This window comes from Stenotrophomonas sp. AGC87, assembly GCF_057333975.1.
The window spans coordinates 1-19,973 of sequence record NZ_JBHFHW010000032.1 but is presented as its reverse complement, the minus strand read 5'-3'; the positions used below and the strand labels follow the sequence as shown (position 1 = coordinate 19,973).

General features: G+C 67.9%; 13 protein-coding genes and 1 pseudogene. 11 read left to right on the top strand and 3 right to left on the bottom strand.

The window, feature by feature from the left end; genetic code table 11:
* Nucleotides 1-175: 175 nt before the first annotated feature.
* The 5 genes from ACE026_RS12825 (at nucleotide 176) to ACE026_RS12805 (ending at nucleotide 10,239) form a co-directional block, all read left to right on the top strand.
* The gene (locus ACE026_RS12825) at nucleotides 176-856 is read left to right on the top strand and encodes a hypothetical protein (RefSeq protein WP_486039292.1); all 681 of its coding nucleotides are present in this window, start codon (nucleotides 176-178) and stop codon (nucleotides 854-856) included.
* Entirely contained in the window at nucleotides 853-2,871 is a 2,019-nt protein-coding gene (locus tag ACE026_RS12820) for a hypothetical protein (RefSeq protein WP_486039291.1), read from the top strand. The genes ACE026_RS12825 and ACE026_RS12820 overlap by 4 nt, the downstream gene beginning before the upstream one ends.
* Before the next feature lie 125 nt (nucleotides 2,872-2,996).
* A complete protein-coding gene (locus ACE026_RS12815; protein ID WP_486039290.1) occupies nucleotides 2,997-8,360 on the top strand; it encodes a DNA repair ATPase in 5,364 nt (1,787 codons plus the stop codon).
* Nucleotides 8,357-9,079 (top strand): hypothetical protein, encoded by a 723-nt coding sequence (locus tag ACE026_RS12810; protein ID WP_486039289.1) that lies wholly within the window; start codon nucleotides 8,357-8,359, stop codon nucleotides 9,077-9,079. The genes ACE026_RS12815 and ACE026_RS12810 overlap by 4 nt, the downstream gene beginning before the upstream one ends.
* Nucleotides 9,080-9,132: 53 nt before the next feature.
* The gene (locus ACE026_RS12805) at nucleotides 9,133-10,239 is read left to right on the top strand and encodes a toxic anion resistance protein (RefSeq protein ID WP_486039288.1); all 1,107 of its coding nucleotides are present in this window, start codon (nucleotides 9,133-9,135) and stop codon (nucleotides 10,237-10,239) included.
* A gap of 40 nt (nucleotides 10,240-10,279) precedes the next feature.
* Here ACE026_RS12805 and ACE026_RS12800 read toward each other — a convergent pair whose 3' ends face one another.
* Nucleotides 10,280-11,173: a LysR family transcriptional regulator gene (locus ACE026_RS12800; RefSeq protein WP_486039287.1), complete on the bottom strand. Its 894-nt coding sequence runs from the start codon at nucleotides 11,171-11,173 to the stop codon at nucleotides 10,280-10,282.
* 95 nt (nucleotides 11,174-11,268) lie between these two features.
* Here ACE026_RS12800 and trpB point away from each other — a divergent pair, with 95 nt between their 5' ends.
* The 5 genes from trpB to glmM all read left to right on the top strand — a co-directional run bounded on the left by trpB (nucleotide 11,269) and on the right by glmM (nucleotide 16,379).
* A complete protein-coding gene (gene trpB, locus ACE026_RS12795; RefSeq protein WP_486039286.1) occupies nucleotides 11,269-12,495 on the top strand; it encodes a tryptophan synthase subunit beta in 1,227 nt (408 codons plus the stop codon).
* Nucleotides 12,492-13,190 carry a hypothetical protein gene (locus ACE026_RS12790; RefSeq protein ID WP_486039285.1) on the top strand — a complete coding sequence of 233 codons (699 nt, stop codon included), beginning with the start codon at nucleotides 12,492-12,494 and terminating at the stop codon, nucleotides 13,188-13,190. The genes trpB and ACE026_RS12790 overlap by 4 nt, the downstream gene beginning before the upstream one ends.
* Before the next feature lies 1 nt (nucleotide 13,191).
* Nucleotides 13,192-14,004, top strand: a complete 813-nt coding sequence (trpA, locus tag ACE026_RS12785; protein ID WP_486039284.1) for a tryptophan synthase subunit alpha — start codon at nucleotides 13,192-13,194, stop codon at nucleotides 14,002-14,004.
* Between the two features lie 138 nt (nucleotides 14,005-14,142).
* Nucleotides 14,143-15,027, top strand: a complete 885-nt coding sequence (accD, locus tag ACE026_RS12780; RefSeq protein WP_019182669.1) for an acetyl-CoA carboxylase, carboxyltransferase subunit beta — start codon at nucleotides 14,143-14,145, stop codon at nucleotides 15,025-15,027.
* A complete protein-coding gene (gene glmM / locus ACE026_RS12775; protein ID WP_486039283.1) occupies nucleotides 15,027-16,379 on the top strand; it encodes a phosphoglucosamine mutase in 1,353 nt (450 codons plus the stop codon). Before accD ends, glmM begins: the two co-directional genes overlap by 1 nt.
* 72 nt (nucleotides 16,380-16,451) lie before the next feature.
* On the opposite strand, the gene ACE026_RS12770 is transcribed toward glmM, so the two are convergent.
* Nucleotides 16,452-17,300 (bottom strand): polysaccharide deacetylase family protein, encoded by an 849-nt coding sequence (locus ACE026_RS12770; protein ID WP_486039282.1) that lies wholly within the window; start codon nucleotides 17,298-17,300, stop codon nucleotides 16,452-16,454.
* Nucleotides 17,287-18,439, bottom strand: a pseudogene (locus ACE026_RS12765) (glycosyltransferase family 4 protein). The gene ACE026_RS12770 and the pseudogene ACE026_RS12765 overlap by 14 nt, the downstream one beginning before the upstream one ends.
* Before the next feature lie 397 nt (nucleotides 18,440-18,836).
* Between ACE026_RS12765 and ACE026_RS12760 the strand changes: the two are divergent.
* A complete protein-coding gene (locus ACE026_RS12760; protein WP_486039281.1) occupies nucleotides 18,837-19,772 on the top strand; it encodes an isopenicillin N synthase family dioxygenase in 936 nt (311 codons plus the stop codon).
* The last annotated feature ends 201 nt before the right edge of the window (nucleotides 19,773-19,973 follow it).

The following is a 19,973-nucleotide window of genomic DNA, read 5'->3' as shown; positions in this document are numbered from 1 at the left end:
CCCCACTGCCCGCCGCGCCTGACGCGGCGGCGCTTCTATGGGCGCAGGCCGGAGTTTCACGTAGCATCGACAGGACATGGCGCGGCCGGTTCGGCGCGTAGTCGCGGGAAGCCGGCGTGCTTCCCACAGGAGGCAGCCGCAAAAAGGTCGGCCGCGATCGCAGGGAAAGCACGGAATGAACGAGTTCCTCAATGTCGCGTTGACGTTTCCCACGCTGCCTTACAGCGTCGTGCTGGCGTTCGCGGTGCTGTACTGGATGCTGGCCGCATTCGGTGTGGTCGATGACGGCATGGTCCACGACGGCATGGACCTGCATCTGGGCGATGACGGTCTGCACGGCATTTCCGGCATGTTCTCGCGTCTGGGCATGGGCGGCGCACCGGTGATGCTGGTGATCCTGCTGCTGGCGTTTTTCGGCTGGACCGCCACCTACTTCGTCCATCTGTTCCTGCTGCAGTCGCTGCCCGCTCCAGGGCGTTGGCTGGCCGGCAGCGTCACTGCCGTACTCGCGTTGATTCCCGCCGTGCCGCTGAGCGTGATCGTGCTGCGTCCGATCCGGCGCCTGCTGCTGCGTCTGCGCCCGGTCGAGCAGGCCTCGCTGCTGGGCCGGGTGGGCGTGGTCGCCTCGCCCCAGGTCAGCGCGGGCAGCGGCCATGCCACCGTCGATGACGGCGGTGCCGGCCTGATCCTGCAGGTGCGCACGAGCGACGACGCGATCCTGGCGCGCGGCGAGCGCGTGGTCCTGCTGGACTACGTCGCCGAACACAACCATTACCTGGTGGTACGTGCAGACGACCACCCCGCGCTTTCGATCCAAGACAGCCTGATTACGGGCGATAAGGAGATCCATCGATGAGTTTTGCGACCTTGGCCCCGTTCCTGATCGGGGTAGGCATCCTGCTGGTCTTCCTGCTCGGCCTCGCCGGCCTGTTCAAGGCCTTCTACCGCAAGGTCGACCAGGGCGTGGCGCTGATCGTCAACGACATGAGCGCCCAGCCCAAGGTGCACTTCACCGGTGCGCTGATCATCCCGGTGCTGTACCGCGCCGAGCTGATGCGGATCAGCCTGATCACCCTGCAGATCGACCGCCGCGGCAAGGAAGGCCTGATCTGCCGCGACAACATGCGCGCCGACATCGCCGTGGCCTTCTACCTGCGCGTCAACGAAACCCAGGCCGACGTGCTCCGGGTGGCCAAGGCGATCGGTGCCGACCGCGCCTCGGACAAGCATGCCGTGGATGAGCTGTTCAACGCCAAGTTCTCCGAGGCGCTGAAGACGGTGGGCAAGAAGTTCGAGTTCACCGAACTGTTCGAAAAGCGCCAGGAATTCCGCGACGAGATCATTGCCGTGATCGGCAACGACCTCAACGGCTATGCGCTGGAAGACGTCGCCATCGACTACCTGGAGCAGACCCCCAAGCTGCTGCTGGACCAGAACAACATCCTCGATGCCCAGGGCATCCGCAAGATCACCGAGCTGACCGCCACCCATAACGTGGTCACCAACGAGCTGGAACAGAACGAAAAGCTGGCCATCACCAAGAAGAACGTCGAAGCGCGTGAAGCGCTGCTGGCGCTGGAACGCCAGCAGGCCGAAGCCGAAGCCCGCCAGAAGCGCGAGATCGGAACCATCCGCGCGCGTGAGGAAGCCGAGACCGCCAAGGTCCAGGAAGAGCAGCGCCAGCTGTCCGAACAGGCACGCATCGAAGCGCAGGAAGTCATCGACATCCGCGAACAGAACCGCATGCGCGAAGTGGAAGTGGCCGAGCAGAACCGCCAGCGTGCGGTGGCCATCGAATCCGAGCGCGTCGAGCGCGCGCGCCAGCTGGAGCAGGTCACCACCCAGCGTGAAGTGCAGCTGCAGGGCGTGGAGCGCGACAAGGTGGTCGAGTCCGGCAAGATGGACGTGGCCAACATCACCCGCGAGCGCATCGCCATCGACAAGACCGTGGCCCAGGAAGAAGAGCGCATCAAGGAGGTGCGTGAGGTGTCCGAAGCCGATCGCCAGAAGCAGGTGCTGATCCTGGAAGCCGAAGGCAAGGCGCAGGAACTGCTGGTGCGCCAGGTCAAGGAAGCACAGGCGGCCGAAACCTCGGCCAAGCACCGCGCCGTGGAAATCACCACCCTGGCCCAGGCCCAGCACGAAGCGGCCGGCAAGCAGGCCGATGCCAAGCGCCTGCTGGCCGACGGTACTCGTGCCGAACAGGCCGCCCCCGGCCTGGCCGAGGCGCAGGTGCGCGAGGCCTCGGCGCTGGCCATCGAGAAGGTCGGCATCGCCGAAGCCCGCGTGATCGAGGCCAAGGCCGAAGCCAGCCTCAAGCAGGGCACCAACGAGGCCCGCGTGCTGGCCGAGAACCTGCAGGCCCAGGCCCACGGTGAAGAACAGATGGGCCGTGCCCGCGCCACCGCGACCGAGTCCATCGGCGGCGCCGAAGCCGGCGTGGTGCAGAAGAAGCTGCTGGCCGAGGCCGAAGGCCTGGTCCGCAAGTTCGAGGCGATCGGCTCGCTCAGCGACACCGCGCGCGGCCACGAAGAGTTCCGCATGATGCTCGACAACAGCCTCAAGCAGGCGCTGGCCTCGATCGATGCCGGCAAGGAAGTCTCGCGCGAGAACGCCGGCGTCATCGCCAGTGCGCTGCGCAACGCCGACATCGACCTGGTGGGCGGCGACGGCGGCATGTTCGAGAACCTGATCAAGGCCGTGTCGCTGGGCAAGTCCATCGAAGGCCTGGCCGACAAGAGCCCGATCGTGCAGGAGCTGATGCAGCGCTACCTGGGCGTGGGCCCGCGCGAATCCGCGCCGCGCCAGATCAGCGAAGACGCCGTTGAGGCGGTGCCCAGCGTGACCGCCACCGTGGTCGAAACCCGCTGAGCCCCACTGCCGGCGCGCCGCCTTGGGGTGGCGTGTCCGGCACCCCGGCGGTGGCCGTGACGCCACTGCCACGCCTTTCCCGGCCGGCTCGCCCGGCCGGTGGTCCGTGAGCCGGAAGGAAGCCGATGTCCGATACCGCCAACCGTCCCGAGCCGTCCGCGCCGGAAGCCACCGCCAGCGTCGACCAGGCCGTTGCCCAGGGCGGCGCCTATGAAGTGCTGCGCCGCCGCCTGGCCGAGCAGGGCAGCCGCCTGCGCAGCGTTGCCGATGGCCTCAACCGGCAGCGCCTGGCCGAGTTCGGCGACAGCCGGCTGGAGGTCACCGGCCGCTTCCGCATCCGCAGCGAAAACAACTGCGTCGGCCGCGACATCGTCCAGGTCGGGCCGGACCTGCTGCTGTTCGGCTACAACGTCTATATCGGGCTCAAGACCCAGACCCGCGTCGAAGACGTGTTCGGGTTGTACCGGCTGGTGCAGGCCAACGACGGCTACGACGTGGTGCCGGTGGACGCCAAGGGCAGCTTCCTGGCCCAGCCAGCGTTCGTGCACGACTTCGGCGAGCTCTACGCCTATTACAAGCATGCGCGCCTGCTGCAGCTGATCGTGGTCGGCGACAAGCTGCTGGCCTCCTTCCAGATCGGCGAGCGCAGCAGCGACGTGCGCGTCTTCCGCTGGGCGCTGGCCCGCGACGGCGCACTGACCTACCTGGACGCCCGAGGCGAGCGCGACATCGCACTGCCGCCGCCGTTCGATTTCGAGTGGACCCGCGCCACGCGCGACATGGCCGTCACCGGCCGCCATGCGCACCTGAACATCCTCGACAGTCTGTTCGTGGAAACCACCGGTGGCGATCTGACCATCAAGGTCGAGAACAACACCGAGAGCGGGCAGGGTGTCTACAGCGAACCGGTCGAAGACAGCACGCAATCGCTGGACGACGCGCAGTTCGACTTCGCCCGGGTAGGGTCGCTGATCCTGCTCAAGGTGCTGCCGTACCGCGAAACGGTGTGGCGGGGCCTGATCTACAACACGCTCACCGGCAACATCACCCGCAACGATGCGATCGTGCAGGCCTGCGTGCAGCTGCCTGAAGACCACGGCATCATCTTCCCCGGCGGCTATTACCTGCAAAGCGGCGAGCACAAGGCGTTCGACGCGGCGATGGACGGCATGCAGTTCAAGCGCGCCATCCGCTCGCCCAATGGCGAAGATGTTCTCTACATTTTCTACGAGCGCGAAGGTGGGCGCTCGGCGCTGTTTGTCTACAACACCATTCAGCGCGTGCTGCAGAATCCGGTGTTCGGCCACGGCTACGCCTTCATGCACGATGGGCGCATGGTGCTGTTCCATGCCGAAGGCAGCGAGCCCACCCGCATCCACGCCATGCAGGTGTGGCAAACGCCGTTCAGCAGCGACGAGTTCGCCGCCAGCCGTCCGCCCGGCAACACCTTCATGGGCCGCATCGGCAATGCCGAACTGGTGCGCGGCATCTCCAACCTGTTCGACCTGGCCCGCACCATCGAAGGCGATGACGTGTCGGTGCAGCGCTACCAGCGCCTGGTGCAGGATACCCGGCGCCTGTTCGACGCCCACCATTGGCTGGACGACGCGCAATGCAGCGGCGCAGTCAGCCTGCTGCGCGAGGTCAGCAGCACCGGCGAGTCGGTGCTGGACGAATACGAGAAGGTGCAGTCGATCCGCGCGCAGTCCGCGCAGGCCATGGCCCAGGCGCAGAGCACGCAGAAGGCTTTGCTGGCGCGCCTGCAGCCGGAGAACTGGCAAGAGGTGCAGTCCTTCGTCGAGGCGCTCAATGCGATCTCGGCGCAGCGTGGGCACCTGCTCACCATCCGCGATTACCGCTATATCGACACCGACCTGATCGATGCGATGACCGCCGCGCTGCAGCAGGCGCACGAGGCCATCGGCGCGGCCACCGGCGCGTTCCTGGCCGGCGATGCCGCGCTGGCCCCGCTGGGCGAGCGCCTGCAGGCGCTGGACGAGGCGGCCCAGCGGGCCGAAAGCGCGCGCGTGCTGGACGAGCAGCTGGCCGGCCTACGCGCCATGTCAGCTGACCTGGACATGCTCTCCGAGCTGATGGCCGGGCTGAAAGTCGACGACGCCACCGCGCGCACCGGCGTGGTCGAGGCGATCTCGGCCATCTACGCGCGCCTCAACCAGACCCGCGCACGCGCCGAACAGCGCCGCCGCAACCTGGGTTCGGCCGAAGCGGTGGCACAGTTCGCCGCGCAGTTCGCGCTGTTTTCGCAGGCCATCACCAGCGCGCTGGCGATGGCCACCGATCCCGAACGCGCCGACGAACAAATGTCGCGGCTGCTGGTGCAGCTGGAGGAACTGGAAAGCCAGTTCGGCGAGCACGAGCAGTTCCTGGGCGACATCCTGGCCAAGCGCGAAGAGCTGATCGATGCCTTCGAAGCGCACAAGCAGGCGCTGCTGGACGAGCGCCAGCGCAAGGCACGCTCGGTGCTGGATGCGGCCACCCGCATCCTCGACGGCCTGGCCAAGCGCACCGAGCGCTTCGCCACCGCCGACGAGCTCAACGCGTTCTTTGCCGGCGACCCGCTGATCCTCAAGCTGCGCGAACTGGCCGAGCGCCTGCGCGGCCTGCGTGACAGCGTCAAGGCCGATGACATCGAATCGCGCCTGAAAGGCGTGCGCGACCAGGCTGTACGCGCACTGCGCGACCGCAGCGACCTGTTCGAAGCCGGTGGCAACATCGTGCGCCTGGGCCCGCGGCACCGCTTCAGCGTGAACACCCAGGCGCTGGATCTGACCATCCTGCCGCGCGGCGACGCGTTGGCCATCCACCTCACCGGCACCGATTTCCTGGAGCCGCTGCACGATCCCGAACTGGCCGAACTCAAGCCGTACTGGCAGCTCAGCCTCGATTCGGAATCGGACACGCTGTACCGCGGCGAATACCTGGCCGGCAGCGTGCTGCGCGCGGCCATGGAAAACCGTGAGGGGCTCGACCTGGCCGGGTTGCAGCACAACGCTGCCGAGCCGGACGCTCTGGAACGCAGCGTGCGTGATTTCGCCGCGCCGCGTTACCGCGAAGGCTACGAGCGCGGTATCCATGACCACGACGCCACCGTGATCCTGCGCGCGCTGCTGCCACTGCAGCAGGCGGCTGGCACCCTGTTGCATGCGCCGCGCGTACGCGCGCTGGCCATGCTGTTCTGGGCTGCGCGGCAGCGCCGCGAAGACGTGGCCCAGTGGCCAGCACGCCAGGCCGGCGCCGATGCGATCGCGCGCCTGTTCGGGTCCGATGAAGGCCGCCAGGCCCTGCGCACGGAGATGGCGCTGGCCGTGGCCGCGTTCAACAGCGAGCACGCGTTGCCGTTCACGGCGGACGACCACCTGGCGGCCGCCGCCTATCTCGCCGACGAGCTGTCGGCGGGCGAGCCGGTGTTCACCAGCAGCCGCTACGCGTTGGCGTTGCTGGAGGCACTGGGCCAGCAGCTGCAGGCGGCCGGCCAGCGCGAGGCGCTGGAGCGCGCCCTGCAGCGCGAGCAGGACGGCCTGGGCACGCGTTGGGCGCTGGCCGGGCAGTGGCTGCGCGCCCTGTGCCGCACTCCGGCGTTCACCGACCACGCCGGCTATGCCGACGAGGCGGCCGCGCTGCTGCTGGTGCAGCGTGCGCTGCGCACCCGTGCCAGCGACGCCGCGCTGCTGGTCAGCGTGGGTGGCCTGCTGGGCGAACACCCGCGCATCGTGCAGGGCCACATGACCCTGTCGCTGGATGATTTCCTGGCGCGCCTGCAGCACCACACCGGCGTGTTCGTGCCTGCGTTCCATGCCTACCAGGCGGTCCGCCAGCGCATCGCCACGCGCGAACGCGACACCCTGCGCCTGTCGGAGTTCAAGGCGCGGCCGCTGTCCTCGTTTGTGCGCAACAAGCTGATCAACGACGTGTACCTTGGCGTGATCGGCGACAACTTGGCCAAGCAGATGGGCACCGTGGGCGAGAACAAGCGCAGCGACCTGATGGGCCTGCTGATGATGATCTCGCCGCCCGGCTACGGCAAAACCACGCTGATGGAATACGTGGCGCACCGCCTCGGCCTGGTCTTCATGAAGATCAACGGCCCGGCGCTGGGCCACGAGGTGCGCTCGCTGGACCCGGCCCAGGCGCCGGACGCCACCTCGCGGCAGGAGCTGGAAAAGCTCAACCTGGCGCTGGAGATGGGCAACAACACCATGCTGTATGTCGACGACATCCAGCACACCCACCCGGAATTCCTGCAGAAGTTCATCTCGCTGTGCGACGGCACGCGGCGCATCGAAGGCGTGTGGCGCGGGCGCACCCGCACCTACGACATGCGCGGCAAGAAGTTCTGCGTGGTGATGGCCGGCAACCCGTATACCGAGTCCGGCGAGGTGTTCAAGATTCCGGACATGCTGGCCAACCGCGCCGACATCTACAACCTGGGTGACGTGCTGGGCGGCATGGAAGATGCCTTCACCCTGAGCTACATCGAAAACAGCCTGACCTCCAATCCGGTGCTGGCGCCGCTGGCCACGCGCGACATGGCCGACCTGTACCTGCTGGTGGAGCGGGCGATGGGCAAGGAGGTGTCCACCAACGCGCTCAGCCATGCTTACAGTGGCGCGGAGGTCAACGAGATCGTCGCCACGCTGCAGCGCATGCTGCGCGTGCGCGACGTGGTCTACCGGGTCAACCAGCAGTACATCGCCAGTGCCGCGCAGGACGACCGCTACCGCACCGAACCGGCGTTCCGGCTGCAGGGCAGCTACCGCAACATGAACAAGCTGTCGGAGAAGATCTCGCCGGTGATGAACGACGCCGAGCTGCAGCAGCTGGTGTCCGACCACTACCTGGGCGAGGCGCAGCTGCTTACCACCGGGGCCGAGGAAAACCTGCTCAAGTTGACCGAACTGCGTGGCCTGCTGCAGGGCGACGAACTGGCGCGCTGGCAGCAGATCAAGCGCGACTTCCTGCGCAACAAGGCGATGGGCGCCGACGATGCCGATGTGGGCGGCCGCGTGGTAGCGCAGCTGGCCGATATCGCCAGCGCGTTGCAGCTGCCGCCGCCTGCCGCCGTGGCCGAGGTCGAACCCGCACCATGGCCGGCGTTGCTGTCGGCGCTGGAGCGGTTGTCGGCCGCACGCGCCGAGCCGGTACCGGTCGCCGCCGCCTCGGCCGCGCCAGTGACGCTGCCGCTGGCCGAACCGCTGGCCAGTGGCTTGCAGGCCGGGCTGGCCCCGCTGCTGCAGCTATTGGGCGATTCGCATCAGCAACAGGTGCGCACCGGCGAAACGTTGGCGTTGTTGGCCGGCTGGGTGCGCCAGCAGATGGAGAGCGGTCCCGCCCCGCGCGTGGGTGCCCGTCCGAAGCGCGCCTCAACGCCCGAGGAACGCGCCCTGGATGAGGCGTTGATGCGCCACTTCTACGGTGAATCGAGCCTGCCGCCGCGGTGGGAACGCGACGGCGGTGACGCGCCTGCATGACCACGCCGTCGCTGCCTGCGCTGCCGGCGCCGCCGGCCACCATTGGTGCGGACGCGGCGGTGCTGTCGCGCTACGGCGAGGTGCTGCTGCAGGCGTTGACCTCGCACGCCTCGGGTGCCGGTACGTACGAAGGCGACCCGCGCAGCGGTCTGGTCGCGGCGCTGTCGCAGCTTGCCCTGGCGCTGCAGGCGGGCAATCCCGCCCGCTTGCGCCGCCAGACCAGTTGGTGGGGGCGGCTGCTGGGGCGTGACGTGGAGCGCCAGGCCGATGCCGATGCGCTGCAGGCGCAGTGCGGCGTCCTGCTGCTCAAGGCGCAGGCGAACGCCCGCCTGCTGGGCGCCGTGGTCGAGGCCAGCACGCACGCGGCCGCGGTGGATCTGCACGCCGCGCAGGCGCTGGAACAGTGGGCCGATGCAGGAACGGCGCTGGGCGCGGATCTGCCCACCGATGCGCAGGACACGTTGCAGCAGCGCGTGACCCACCTGCGGACGCTGGCCTCGCTCAAGCGCGTTCAGGCCGGCCAGACGCAACTGCTGCAGGCCCAGGACACCGCCCTGCTGGACCACGTCCAGCGCATCGTCGCGGTACTGATGCCGGCGTGGCAGCAGGCCGTGCGTGCGAGAAGCACCCAATCGCATGCACGGCAGAATGACCAGGCGGCGCAGCTGCTGGGCCAGATCCGCGCCGAGGTTGCAGCGGCGCAGGCTAGACTTCCCTGAGTACACTGACCCGTGCCGGCGCTCCGGCCGCCCTTCACAATGGAGATGCATCGATGACCCAGGATTCCCAGCCGAACGCGCCCCTCCCGGTGGAGGTCAGCGTGGATGTCATCGATGACAGCGCACTGCAGGCGCTGGGCCTGGGGCGGGAGGACCTGCCGAAGATCGCCGAGATCGGGCGCGGGCTGGACGACATCCGGCCGGGCAACCTGCAGGTGTTCGGGCGCGACGCGGCGGCCAAGACGGCGGCGTTTTCCAGCCAGCTGCTCGACCAGGTACGCAACCGCGACCTTGATGCCAGCGGCGACAAGCTGGGCGAGGTGGTGCGCATTGCGCGCTCGCTGAAGCTCGACGGCTTGGCCGAACGCTCGAAGGTGCCGGTGATCGGTGGGTTGATCGACAAGCTGCGCGCCTCCAAGGGCGAGCTGGTGCAGAAATTCAGCGACACCAACCGCCAGATCGAACAGCTGATGGGCGACGTGGGCAGCCAGCAGGCGCTGATGGGCCAGCGCGTGGTCGAGTTCGACCGCATGCACGACATCGTCCGCGAAGAACGCCACGGCCTGGGCCTGCACATCGCCGCCGGCAAGCGCCGGATCGCCTCGCTGCGCAGCGAACAGCTGGCCGGGCAGGGCCAGGACGATCCGCAGCAGCGCATCCGCCAGGGCGAGCTGGACAACGCGATCCGGCTGCTCGACAAGCGCGTGGGCGACCTGGTGGTGATGCAGCACGCGGCCGACCAGTCGTTGCCGATGATCCGGCTGATCCAGGCCAACGCGATCCTGTTGATCGAGAAGTTCAACACGGTCCGCGACATCACCATTCCGTCGTGGAAGCGCCAGTTCGCGATCCAGTTGTCGCTCAACGAGCAGAAGAACGCGGTGGCGCTGTCCAATGCGATCGACGATGCCACCAACGACATGATGCGGCGCAACGCCGACCTGCTGCGCCAGACCACCGTGGAGACGGCCAAGGCCAACCAGCGCGCGGTGATCGACGTGGCCACGCTGCGCCATGTACACGAGCAGCTGATCGCCACGGTGGAAGAAGTGCGCACCATCCACCGCGAAGGCATGCAGCAGCGCCAGCAGGCCGAAGTGGAGCTCGCGCGCCTGCGCGACGACGTGCAGCAGCGCCTGGCGGCGCCGACCGCCGTCTGACCGACGCGCGCCCGGCATCGTCCCCACCAACGGTGGGGACCTACAACCCCGCCAACTGCTGCTGCAGCCACTCGGCCAGCGCATCCACCCGCGGATCGGCCGCCCCCTCCGGCGTGGCCAGCACCCAGAACCCGCCGGTGGCGCCGAATCCCCAGGGAGCCAGCAGCCGGCCGGCGGCCAGCTCATCGGCCACGAGCGGTTCTGGCGCGATCGCCACGCCCAGTCCGGCGACCGCTGCTTCCAGCAGGTAGTACAGATGCTCGAAGCCGCTGCCCAGTTGCAGCTGGGCCGGCTCCAGCCCATGCGACAGGGCCCAGGCCGGCCACGCCTGCGGGCGTGAGGTCGTATGCAACAGCGATTCGCCCAACAAGCAGGAGGGCGGCTGATGCGCCAGCCGCGCCGCGGCCGGGTGCTGCGGACTCACCACCACGCCCACCCGCTCCGGTGCCAGCTCGCGCACCTGCCAGCCGCGTGGCCACGGCGGCTGAGCGAGCAGCAGGACCGCATCCAGGCCCTGCTGCTCGGCGGTGAAGCTCCCGTCCTGGGCGGACCAATGCAGCGGCAGCTGGGGCAGGGCGGTCTGCAGCGCCTGCAGGCGGGGAATCATCCAGCGCGCCAGGATGCTGCCGCTGCAGCCGAGCACCAGCGCTTCGGGCCGCTGCTGGCGCTTGATCGCCATTACCGCCTCGCGGATCTGCTCGAAGGCGCCTTCGCAGGCGGCCTGCAGATCCTCACCAGCGCGGGTCAGGCGCAGCCCACGCCCTTCGCGCTGGAACAGCACGACGCCGAGGTGTTCCTCCAGCAGGCGCAGTTGGCGGCTGATCGCGCCATGGGTGACATGCAGTGCCTCGGCGGCACGGCCAACCCCGCCCAGCCGGGCGGCCGCTTCAAAGCTGCGCAGGGCATTGAGCGGGGGCAACGGTCCGTCGGTCATGTGAGTTTTCCTGACAGGTCGTGGCAGATATTATCGATATTCCTGTCATGACAGGTGCGTTAAATTGGCAGCCTGTCTCCACCGGCTGTCGCGCTATGTCTGCTTCCCCCATCTCCCCCATCGTCGATTTCCACGCCTATCCCGATGCCAACGGCCATTTCGGCCGCTACGGCGGGAGTTTCGTCGCCGAGACCCTGATCGGGCCGTTGCAGGAGCTGGCGGCCGCCTACGACCAAGCGCGTCGCGATCCGGCCTTCATCGCCGCCTACGACAAGGATCTGACCCACTATGTGGGCCGTCCGAGCCCGATCTATCACGCCGAGCGCCTCAGCCAGCAGGTCGGCGGCGCACAGATCCTGCTCAAGCGCGAGGACCTGAACCACACCGGCGCGCACAAGATCAACAACACCATCGGCCAGGCGCTGCTCGCCGCGCGGATGGGCAAGACGCGCATCATCGCCGAGACCGGCGCCGGCCAGCACGGCGTGGCCAGTGCCACCGTGGCCGCCCGCCTGGGCCTGGAATGCGTGGTCTACATGGGCGCCACCGACATCGAACGGCAGAAGATCAACGTCTATCGCATGAAGCTGCTCGGGGCGACGGTGGTGCCGGTGACCTCCGGCTCGGCCACGCTCAAGGACGCGCTCAACGAAGCGATGCGCGACTGGGTCACCAACGTGCGCGACACCTTCTACATCATCGGCACCGTGGCCGGCCCGGACCCGTACCCGCGCATGGTGCGTGATTTCAACGCCATCGTCGGCCGCGAAGCGCGCGCGCAGATGCTGACCGACTACGGCCGCCTGCCCGATGCGATAACCGCCTGCGTTGGCGGTGGCAGCAATGCGATCGGCCTGTTCCATGCCTTCCTCAATGATCGCGACGTGCGCATCGTCGGTGCCGAAGCCGCCGGCGACGGCATCGAGACCGGGCGCCATGCTGCCTCCATCGCGGCCGGTCGCCCGGGCGTGCTGCACGGCAACCGCACCTATGTGATCTGCGACGACGACGGCCAGATCACCGAGACCCATTCGGTCTCGGCCGGCCTGGATTATCCGGGCGTCGGCCCGGAGCACGCGTTCCTGGCCGATGCCGGCCGCGCCGAGTATGTCGGTATCACCGATGACGAAGCGCTGGCTGCATTCCACCAGTTGGCCCACAGCGAAGGCATCCTGGCCGCGCTGGAATCCAGCCATGCGGTGGCCCAGGCGATCAAGATCGCGCGCGATCTGCCGCGCGACAAGCTGGTGCTGTGCAACCTGTCCGGCCGTGGCGACAAGGATGTACATACCATCGCTGCCCGCGAGGGTCTGGTTCTGTGAATCCGCTGCTGCGCCAGGGAAGTGCGCTGCTGATGGTGGTCGGCCTGACCGGCTGCGCGCCGCCGGATCCGCCGGTGTTGCCGGCCCCTGCTGCGCCTGTGGGCGCGGTGGCGCCGGCGCGGCAGCTGGCGAGCAATGACGATGACATTGCCAACCGCCCGATCGAGGACGCGCCGGAACCGTCCAGGGCTGTCGATGTGCCCGTTGTGGATGACGCTGCGCCGTCGGTGGTCTCGGTCGCGCTGGATCATGCCGGCGATGTGGTGATCGGGCAGCGCTTCACCGAGCTCGCCGCCGATGGCCCGTGGCATTCGGCCGGCCTGAGCGAAGGCGAGCCCAACGGTGCCTGCGAGTACTACGAGCGTGGCAACCTGCCCGAAGGCGTGTCGATGATGGTCGAGGATGACCACGTGCAACGCTTCGAGCTGGCCCCGATCGAGGAGTCCTACGAGGCCATCACCCAGCCGGGGCCGTTCGGGCTGCGCCTGGGCATGACGTTGGATGAAGCGCTCAAGCGCCTGCCGCCCGGCAGTACGCGCGCACCGCATGCCTATGACCCGGAAACGGGCGAGTACCTGACCTGGCAGGACCCCGGTTCGGATCTGGCGATCCGGCTGGAGATCTTCGACGGGGTGATATCGAAGCTGTACTGGGGCGCCAGTGGCGCCGTTGAACTGATTGAAGGATGTGCCTGAGATGTCCGTGGACCGTATCGATGCCTGTTTTGCCCGCCTGCGCGATGAACGTCGCAAGGCGCTGATCCCCTTCATCACCGCCGGCGATCCGGGCCTGGAGGCCACCGTGCCGGTGATGCATGCACTGGCCGCCGCCGGTGCGGACGTGATCGAGCTCGGGGTGCCGTTCTCCGACCCGATGGCCGACGGCCCGACCATCCAGCGCAGCTCCGAGCGTGCGCTGGCCCGCGGGGCAGGGCTGCGCTATGTGCTGGAGACCGTCGCCGCGTTCCGCAAGGACGACGCCGCCACGCCGGTGGTGCTGATGGGCTACCTCAACCCGATCGAGATCCACGGCACGGCCCGCTTTGCGCAGTCCGCCATTGCCGCCGGCGTGGACGGCATCCTGCTGGTCGATCTGCCGCCGGAAGAAGCGGCCGAAACCCGGGAGATCTTCACCGCGGCCGGCCTGGCGCTGATCCTGCTGGCCTCGCCGACGACTGCCGATACCCGCCTGGATACGCTGTCTGCGATGGCCCAGGGCTACCTGTATTACGTCAGCTTTGCCGGCGTGACCGGCGCGTCCGAACGCTTGGACAGCAGTGCGGCCAGTGCCCGCCTGCGCGACCTGCGCAGCCGCTCCAGCGTGCCGGTGGTGGCCGGCTTCGGGATCAAGGATGCGGCCAGTGCCGCGGCCATGGCCGTGGAGGCCGATGGCGTGGTGGTGGGCAGCGCGCTGGTGGCTGCGTTGGGCGAAGCCCCGGATGCCGCAGCTGCGGCACAGACCGCGCAGGCATTCCTCACGCCGCTGCGACGCGCGCTCGACGCCGCCTGAAGCACGTAAACGTACGTACCAGAATGGTTTACGCCAGCCCCCCGGCAACCGCCGGGGGGTGCCCGAGCATGGAAACGGTGAGCTAGACTGTCCGCCTTTGCGGCCCCCGGGCCGCCCTGAACGGAAGTAGCATCCCGCATGAGTTGGCTCAGCAAGTTGATGCCGTCTGGCATCCGCACCGACAACGTCCCCAGCAAGAAGCGCAGCGTCCCCGAGGGCCTGTGGGAGAAGTGCAGCAGCTGCGGCAGCGCGCTCTACCGTCCTGAGCTGGAAGAGAACCTGGAAGTCTGCCCCAAGTGTGGCCATCACATGGCCATCCGCGCGCGTGCGCGCCTGGCCGCGCTGTTCGATGCGGACAGCACCACCGAGATCGGTGCACGCCTGGGGCCGACGGACCTGCTCAAGTTCAAGGACCAGAAGAAGTACAGCGAGCGCATCAAGGCCTCGCAGAAGAACACCGGCGAGTACGACGCACTGATCGCCATGCAGGGCCTGATGAAGGGCCGCCCGCTGGTCGCCTCGGCCTTCGATTTCGCCTTCATGGGCGGCTCGATGGGCTCGGTGGTCGGTGAGCGCTTCTCGCTGGCCGCGGAAAAGGCGCTGGAGATTGGCGCGCCCTACGTGTGCTTCTCCGCCAGTGGCGGCGCGCGCATGCAGGAAGGCCTGTTCTCGCTGATGCAGATGGCCAAGACCTCGGCCGCGCTGGGTCGCCTGCGCGATGCCGGCCTGCCGTACATCTCGGTGCTGACCCATCCGACCACCGGTGGCGTGTCGGCTTCCTTCGCGATGCTGGGCGATATCAACATCGCCGAGCCGCAGGCACTGATCGGCTTCGCCGGCCCGCGCGTGATCGAGCAGACCGTGCGCGAAAAGCTGCCCGAAGGCTTCCAGCGCTCGGAGTTCCTGCTCGAGCACGGTGCGATCGATCAGATCTGCGACCGCCGCGAGATGCGTGACCGCCTGTCGGAGATCCTGGCCATGCTGGCGCGTCAGCCCGCCCCCGCACCGGATGCGGCGGCCTGATGGCGTCGCGCAAGTATTTCGGCACCGATGGCATCCGCGGCAAGGTCGGTGAGGGCGTCATTTCCGCCGATTTCGTGCTGCGCCTGGGTAATGCGCTCGGGCGTGCGCTGACCGAGCGCAACGGGCACCGCCCGGTGGTGGTGATCGGCAAGGACACCCGTATCTCCGGCTACATGTTCGAAGCCGCACTGGAAGCCGGGCTGGTCGCCGCCGGCGCCGATGTGCAGCTGCTCGGCCCGATGCCGACGCCGGCGGTGGCCTTCCTCACCCGCACCCTCGGTGCGGATGCGGGCATCGTCATCAGCGCCTCGCACAACCCGCACTACGACAACGGCATCAAGTTCTTCTCCGCCGATGGCGAGAAGCTCGATGACGCCACCGAGCTGGCGCTGGAAGCCGCGCTCGATGCGCCGTTCACCACGGTGGAGTCCGAGCGGCTGGGCAAGGCCATGCGGGCCCGCGATGCGGTCGGCCGCTACATCGAATTCTGCAAGGCCAGCGTGCCGCGCGGGTTCGATCTGCGTGGGCTGAAGATCGTGCTCGACTGCGCGCACGGTGCTACGTATCACGTCGCCCCGCTGCTGTTCCGCGAGATGGGCGCGGAGGTGATCAGCATCGGCGATGCGCCCAACGGTCTGAACATCAACGATGGCGTCGGCTCGATGCACATCGACAATCTCGCTGCGAAAGTACGCGAGGTCGGCGCCGATTTCGGTATCGCCTTCGACGGCGACGGCGACCGCGTGCTGATGGCCGATGACCAGGGCAATCCGGTCGATGGCGATGACCTGCTGTTCGTGCTGGCCCAGGCCTGGCAGCGCAGCGGTCGCCTGCATGGCCCGGTGGTCGGTACGCTGATGACCAACTTCGGCCTGGAGCAGGCACTGGAACGGCTGAACATCCCGTTCCAGCGCAGCAACGTCGGCGACCGCTACGTGCATCAGGCCCTGGTCGAAAATAACGGCGTGCTCGGCGGCGAAGCCTCCGGTCATCTGCTGTGCCTGGATCGCGCCACGACCGGTGATGCGATCGTCAGCGCGCTGCAGGTGCTGGAAGTGCTGCGCCGTGACGGGACCTCGCTGCGCCAGGTGCTGTCGGTACTCAACAAGGTGCCGCAGAAGACCGTCAACGTGCGTCTGCAGGGCGCGGCCAAGGCCACCGTGCAGGCCGAGAGCGTGCAGGCCGCGCTGGCGGCTGCGCAGCAGGCAGTGAAGGGGCGTGGGCGTGCGTTCCTGCGCCCGTCGGGCACCGAGCCGGTGGTGCGCGTCACCGTCGAGGCAGACAGCGCCGAGCTGATGCAGTCCACGCTGGACAGCCTCTCGGCAGCGGTGAAGGCAGCTGCCGCGGCCTGAGCCGGGCAGTGCTGCTGGAAACTGAAAACGCCCCGGGAGACCGGGGCGTTTTCGTTACAGCGCGGCGGCGCGTTACGGCCCCGCCACCATCTTCTTTTTCTTCGCCTTGAAGCGGTTGAACAGGGGTGCGATCAACGGGTGGTAACTGTAGGCGATGCGCTTGCGCAGCCAGCTCGCCGGCCGGTTGCGGATCGCGAACCGGTAGATGTGTCCCGGATCGCCGCCCACCACGTTGCGGCCGAACGGATGGGTGGTATGCAGGTAGTTGAAGCCCTGCGCCCGTGCGATCTGCACGTAGTCCTCGTCGAAATCGCCGTACGGCCAGCACAGTGTGTCCGAGACCGCGCCCAACTGCTGCTGCAGTACTTCGCGTGCCACCGAGAGGTCGCCGCTGATGCCCTGTCGCTTGTGCTCGCGGGAGATATCCTGCTTGAGCCAGCGCGTGTGCGTGTGGCAGTGCACCTCGAACGTGCCGGCGGCGATCATCGCGCGCGCTTCGCTCCAGCGCATCATCACCTCGTCCGGGCGGTTCTCGCGCAGGATCGCGGCCTCGCAGCCGCGATGGTCCGGCGTTGCGGGCAAGGCGGCGCCGGGTTGGCCCGCATGCGGGCGGACATCGCCTTCGCCCATCCAGCCGGTGACCACGAACACCACGGCGTGCATCCCATACTTGGCCAGGATCGGGTGCGCGTATACCCAGTTATCCAGATAGCCGTCATCGAAGGTGATCACGATCGATTTGGCGGGGGTCGGCTTGCCGGCGAGGAAGTCGGCGTACTGATCCAGCGTCAGCGAGGTCCAGCCGTTGGCCGCCAGCCAGGCGATCTGGCTTTCAAAGTTCTCCGGCGAGACCGTGATCATTCCCGGGGACGGGGACACATGGTGGTGCATCAGCACCGGGACGGATCTAGCGTTGGCCATGGCCCAGTTCCTTCAACCACAGGTGGTAATAGTGTTCGGTCGCTTCAGTGTGACCGGTCGGGGTAAAACGGTGGGCGCTGCGCATCCACTCCCAGCCCGCCAGGCCCATCTGCTGGCGGCGGTCGGGCTGCTCGATCAGGGTGCGCAGTGCGTTGGTCAACGCCGCCTGGTCGCCCAGTGGCGCGAGCAGGGCGTTACTGCCTTCCACCACCATCTCCGGCACACCGCCCACGCGCGTGGCGACGATCGGCACGCCGACGTACGCAGCTTCGAGAAACACCGTGCCGGCTGCCTCCTTGTGAGTGGCGAGGGCGAAGATATCGAAACCGGTCATCAACCGGCAAGCGCCCTGGCGGTAGCCCAGCAAGTGCACCTGGGCGGCGATGCCGAGCTGCTCGCGCAGGGCGATCAGGCGGTCCATCACGGGCTGGCCGTCGCCGACGATCACCAGTTGCACCCGCGCATCGGCGCGGCACAGTGGTGCCATGGCCTGCAGCAGTTCCAGGTGGCCCTTGGGCTCGCGCAGCACCGCGACGCAGCCGACCACGATCTGTTCGTCGTTGAAGCCCAGCTCCGCGCGCACGTCCGCGCGGGTGTCCTGCAGGCACTGCCAGGGATCGCGCTTGGCGATCTGCGACCACTGCGGCGGTACCGCGATCGGCGGGACGATGCCGACGTGCGCGTCCTCGATGCCGCGGCTGACCATCAGCTTCTTCACGAAACTGCTCACCGTCATCACCCGATGGGGCAGGCCGGTGTAGGTCAGCAGCGAGTTGATCGGGCTCATCAGGTGGCGCGAGCGCACCACCAGTGGCGTGCCGCCCAGGCGAGCACCGGCAGCGGCGATCAGGCTGTCGCGGCGGCTGGTGGTGTTGACCACGTCGTAGCCTTGGTGGCGCACCAGGCGCGAGACTGCCCAGATCCCCCGCAGCATGCGCAGCAGGCCGCCCATTTTCAGCGCGTGGACGGTGAAGCCGGCTTCGCGCGCCATCTCGCCCAGGCGGGCGCCGGGCTGGCAGAGCAGGGAGACGTCATGGCCGCGCTCGCGCATGGCCAGCATGTGGGCGATAGATGTAGATCTCCTGCCCGCCAAATCCCTTGGCAGCCTCGGTATGGAGAATTTTCAGTGGCACGTTCATCGGTGGACAGTCCATGTGTGGAAAAGCGCCCGCGGCATGCGCGGGCGGCCATCGTCATTGCCTGCGGGATCGCGCCAGCGCATCCCATGCGCTGTGCGGTGCCGTGGGTGGAAGGTCATGCGGGTCTATCGGCCACAGGCTGGGCCCTGCCGGCGTGAGCCAGCGCAACGCCGTCGGCGATGAGGAAAAGGGCAGGGCATCCATGAGGCGGACCGGGCGACGCTGGGAGTAAAGGGGGCGGCGCGTGAGCGTCGCCGTTGGCCCGTTCTGGCCATATGGGCGCGCGCATTGTATCGGTTTGTATCAATGTATCGGTGGCGGGGTTGGCCCGATCTGGCACAATGTTCAGCCGGGCCACAGCTGGCCCACCGACCACCATGAACAAGCAGGAATCGCTGTGAGCCAGATCCCCACCCTCGACATCACCCGTTTTGACACCGACCGCGACGCGTTCGTGGCCGAGCTGGGTGCGGCCTACCGCGAATGGGGCTTTGCTGGCATCCGCAACCACGGCATTCCGCAGGCCGATATCGACGCCGCCTACGAGGTCTTCAAGGCCTTCTTCGCGCTGCCGGAAGAGACCAAGCGCCAGTACCACGTGCCGGGCAGCGGTGGCGCGCGCGGCTACACCGCCTTCGGCGTGGAGACCGCCAAGGGCTCGCAGCACTTTGATCTGAAAGAGTTCTGGCACATCGGTCGCGAGATCCCGGACGACTCCAAGTACCGTGACGTGATGGCCCCGAACCTGTGGCCGAGCGAGGTCCCGGGCTTCCGCGAGCGTGGCTACGGTATCTACCAGGCCCTGGACAAACTGGGTTCGCGCGTCCTGTCCGCCCTGGCGCTGCACATTGGCCTGCCGGAGGATTACTTCGCGGACAAGACCAACAACGGCAACTCGATCCTGCGTCCGATCCATTACCCGCCGATCACCGCCGAAAACATCCCGAACGTGCGCGCCGGTGCCCATGGCGACATCAACTTCATCACGCTGCTGGTCGGCGCCAGCGCGGCCGGCCTGGAGGTGCAGTCGCATGAGGGCAAGTGGGTGCCGTTCACCTCGGACGCGGACACCATCGTGGTCAACATCGGCGACATGCTGCAGCGCCTGACCAACCATGTGTATCCCTCGACGATCCACCGCGTGGTCAATCCCCCGGGCGAGCAGGCGCGCCAGCCGCGGTATTCGGTGCCGTTCTTCCTGCACCCGAACCCGGATTTCCTGATCGACGTGCTGCCGACCTGCATCACCCCGGAAAACCCGAGCCGCTACCCGGAGCCGATCACCGCCCACGGCTTCCTGGAGGAGCGCCTGCGCGAGATCAAGCTGAAGTAAGCGATCCGTCGGGAGCAAAAGAGAAGGCCGCCGCAAGGCGGCCTTCTTCATTCCGCGCCGTGCCGGTCGCTGGCCGGCTTCAGACATGCTGGCCTTGGTGCATTCGGCTATTCGCTGCCCCGTGTTGGGCGAGCGCTGCCATGCCCAGCCGGGACGCGCCGTAAACCCGTCCCTGGGGGCTCGACGGGCGCCATCCTTGGC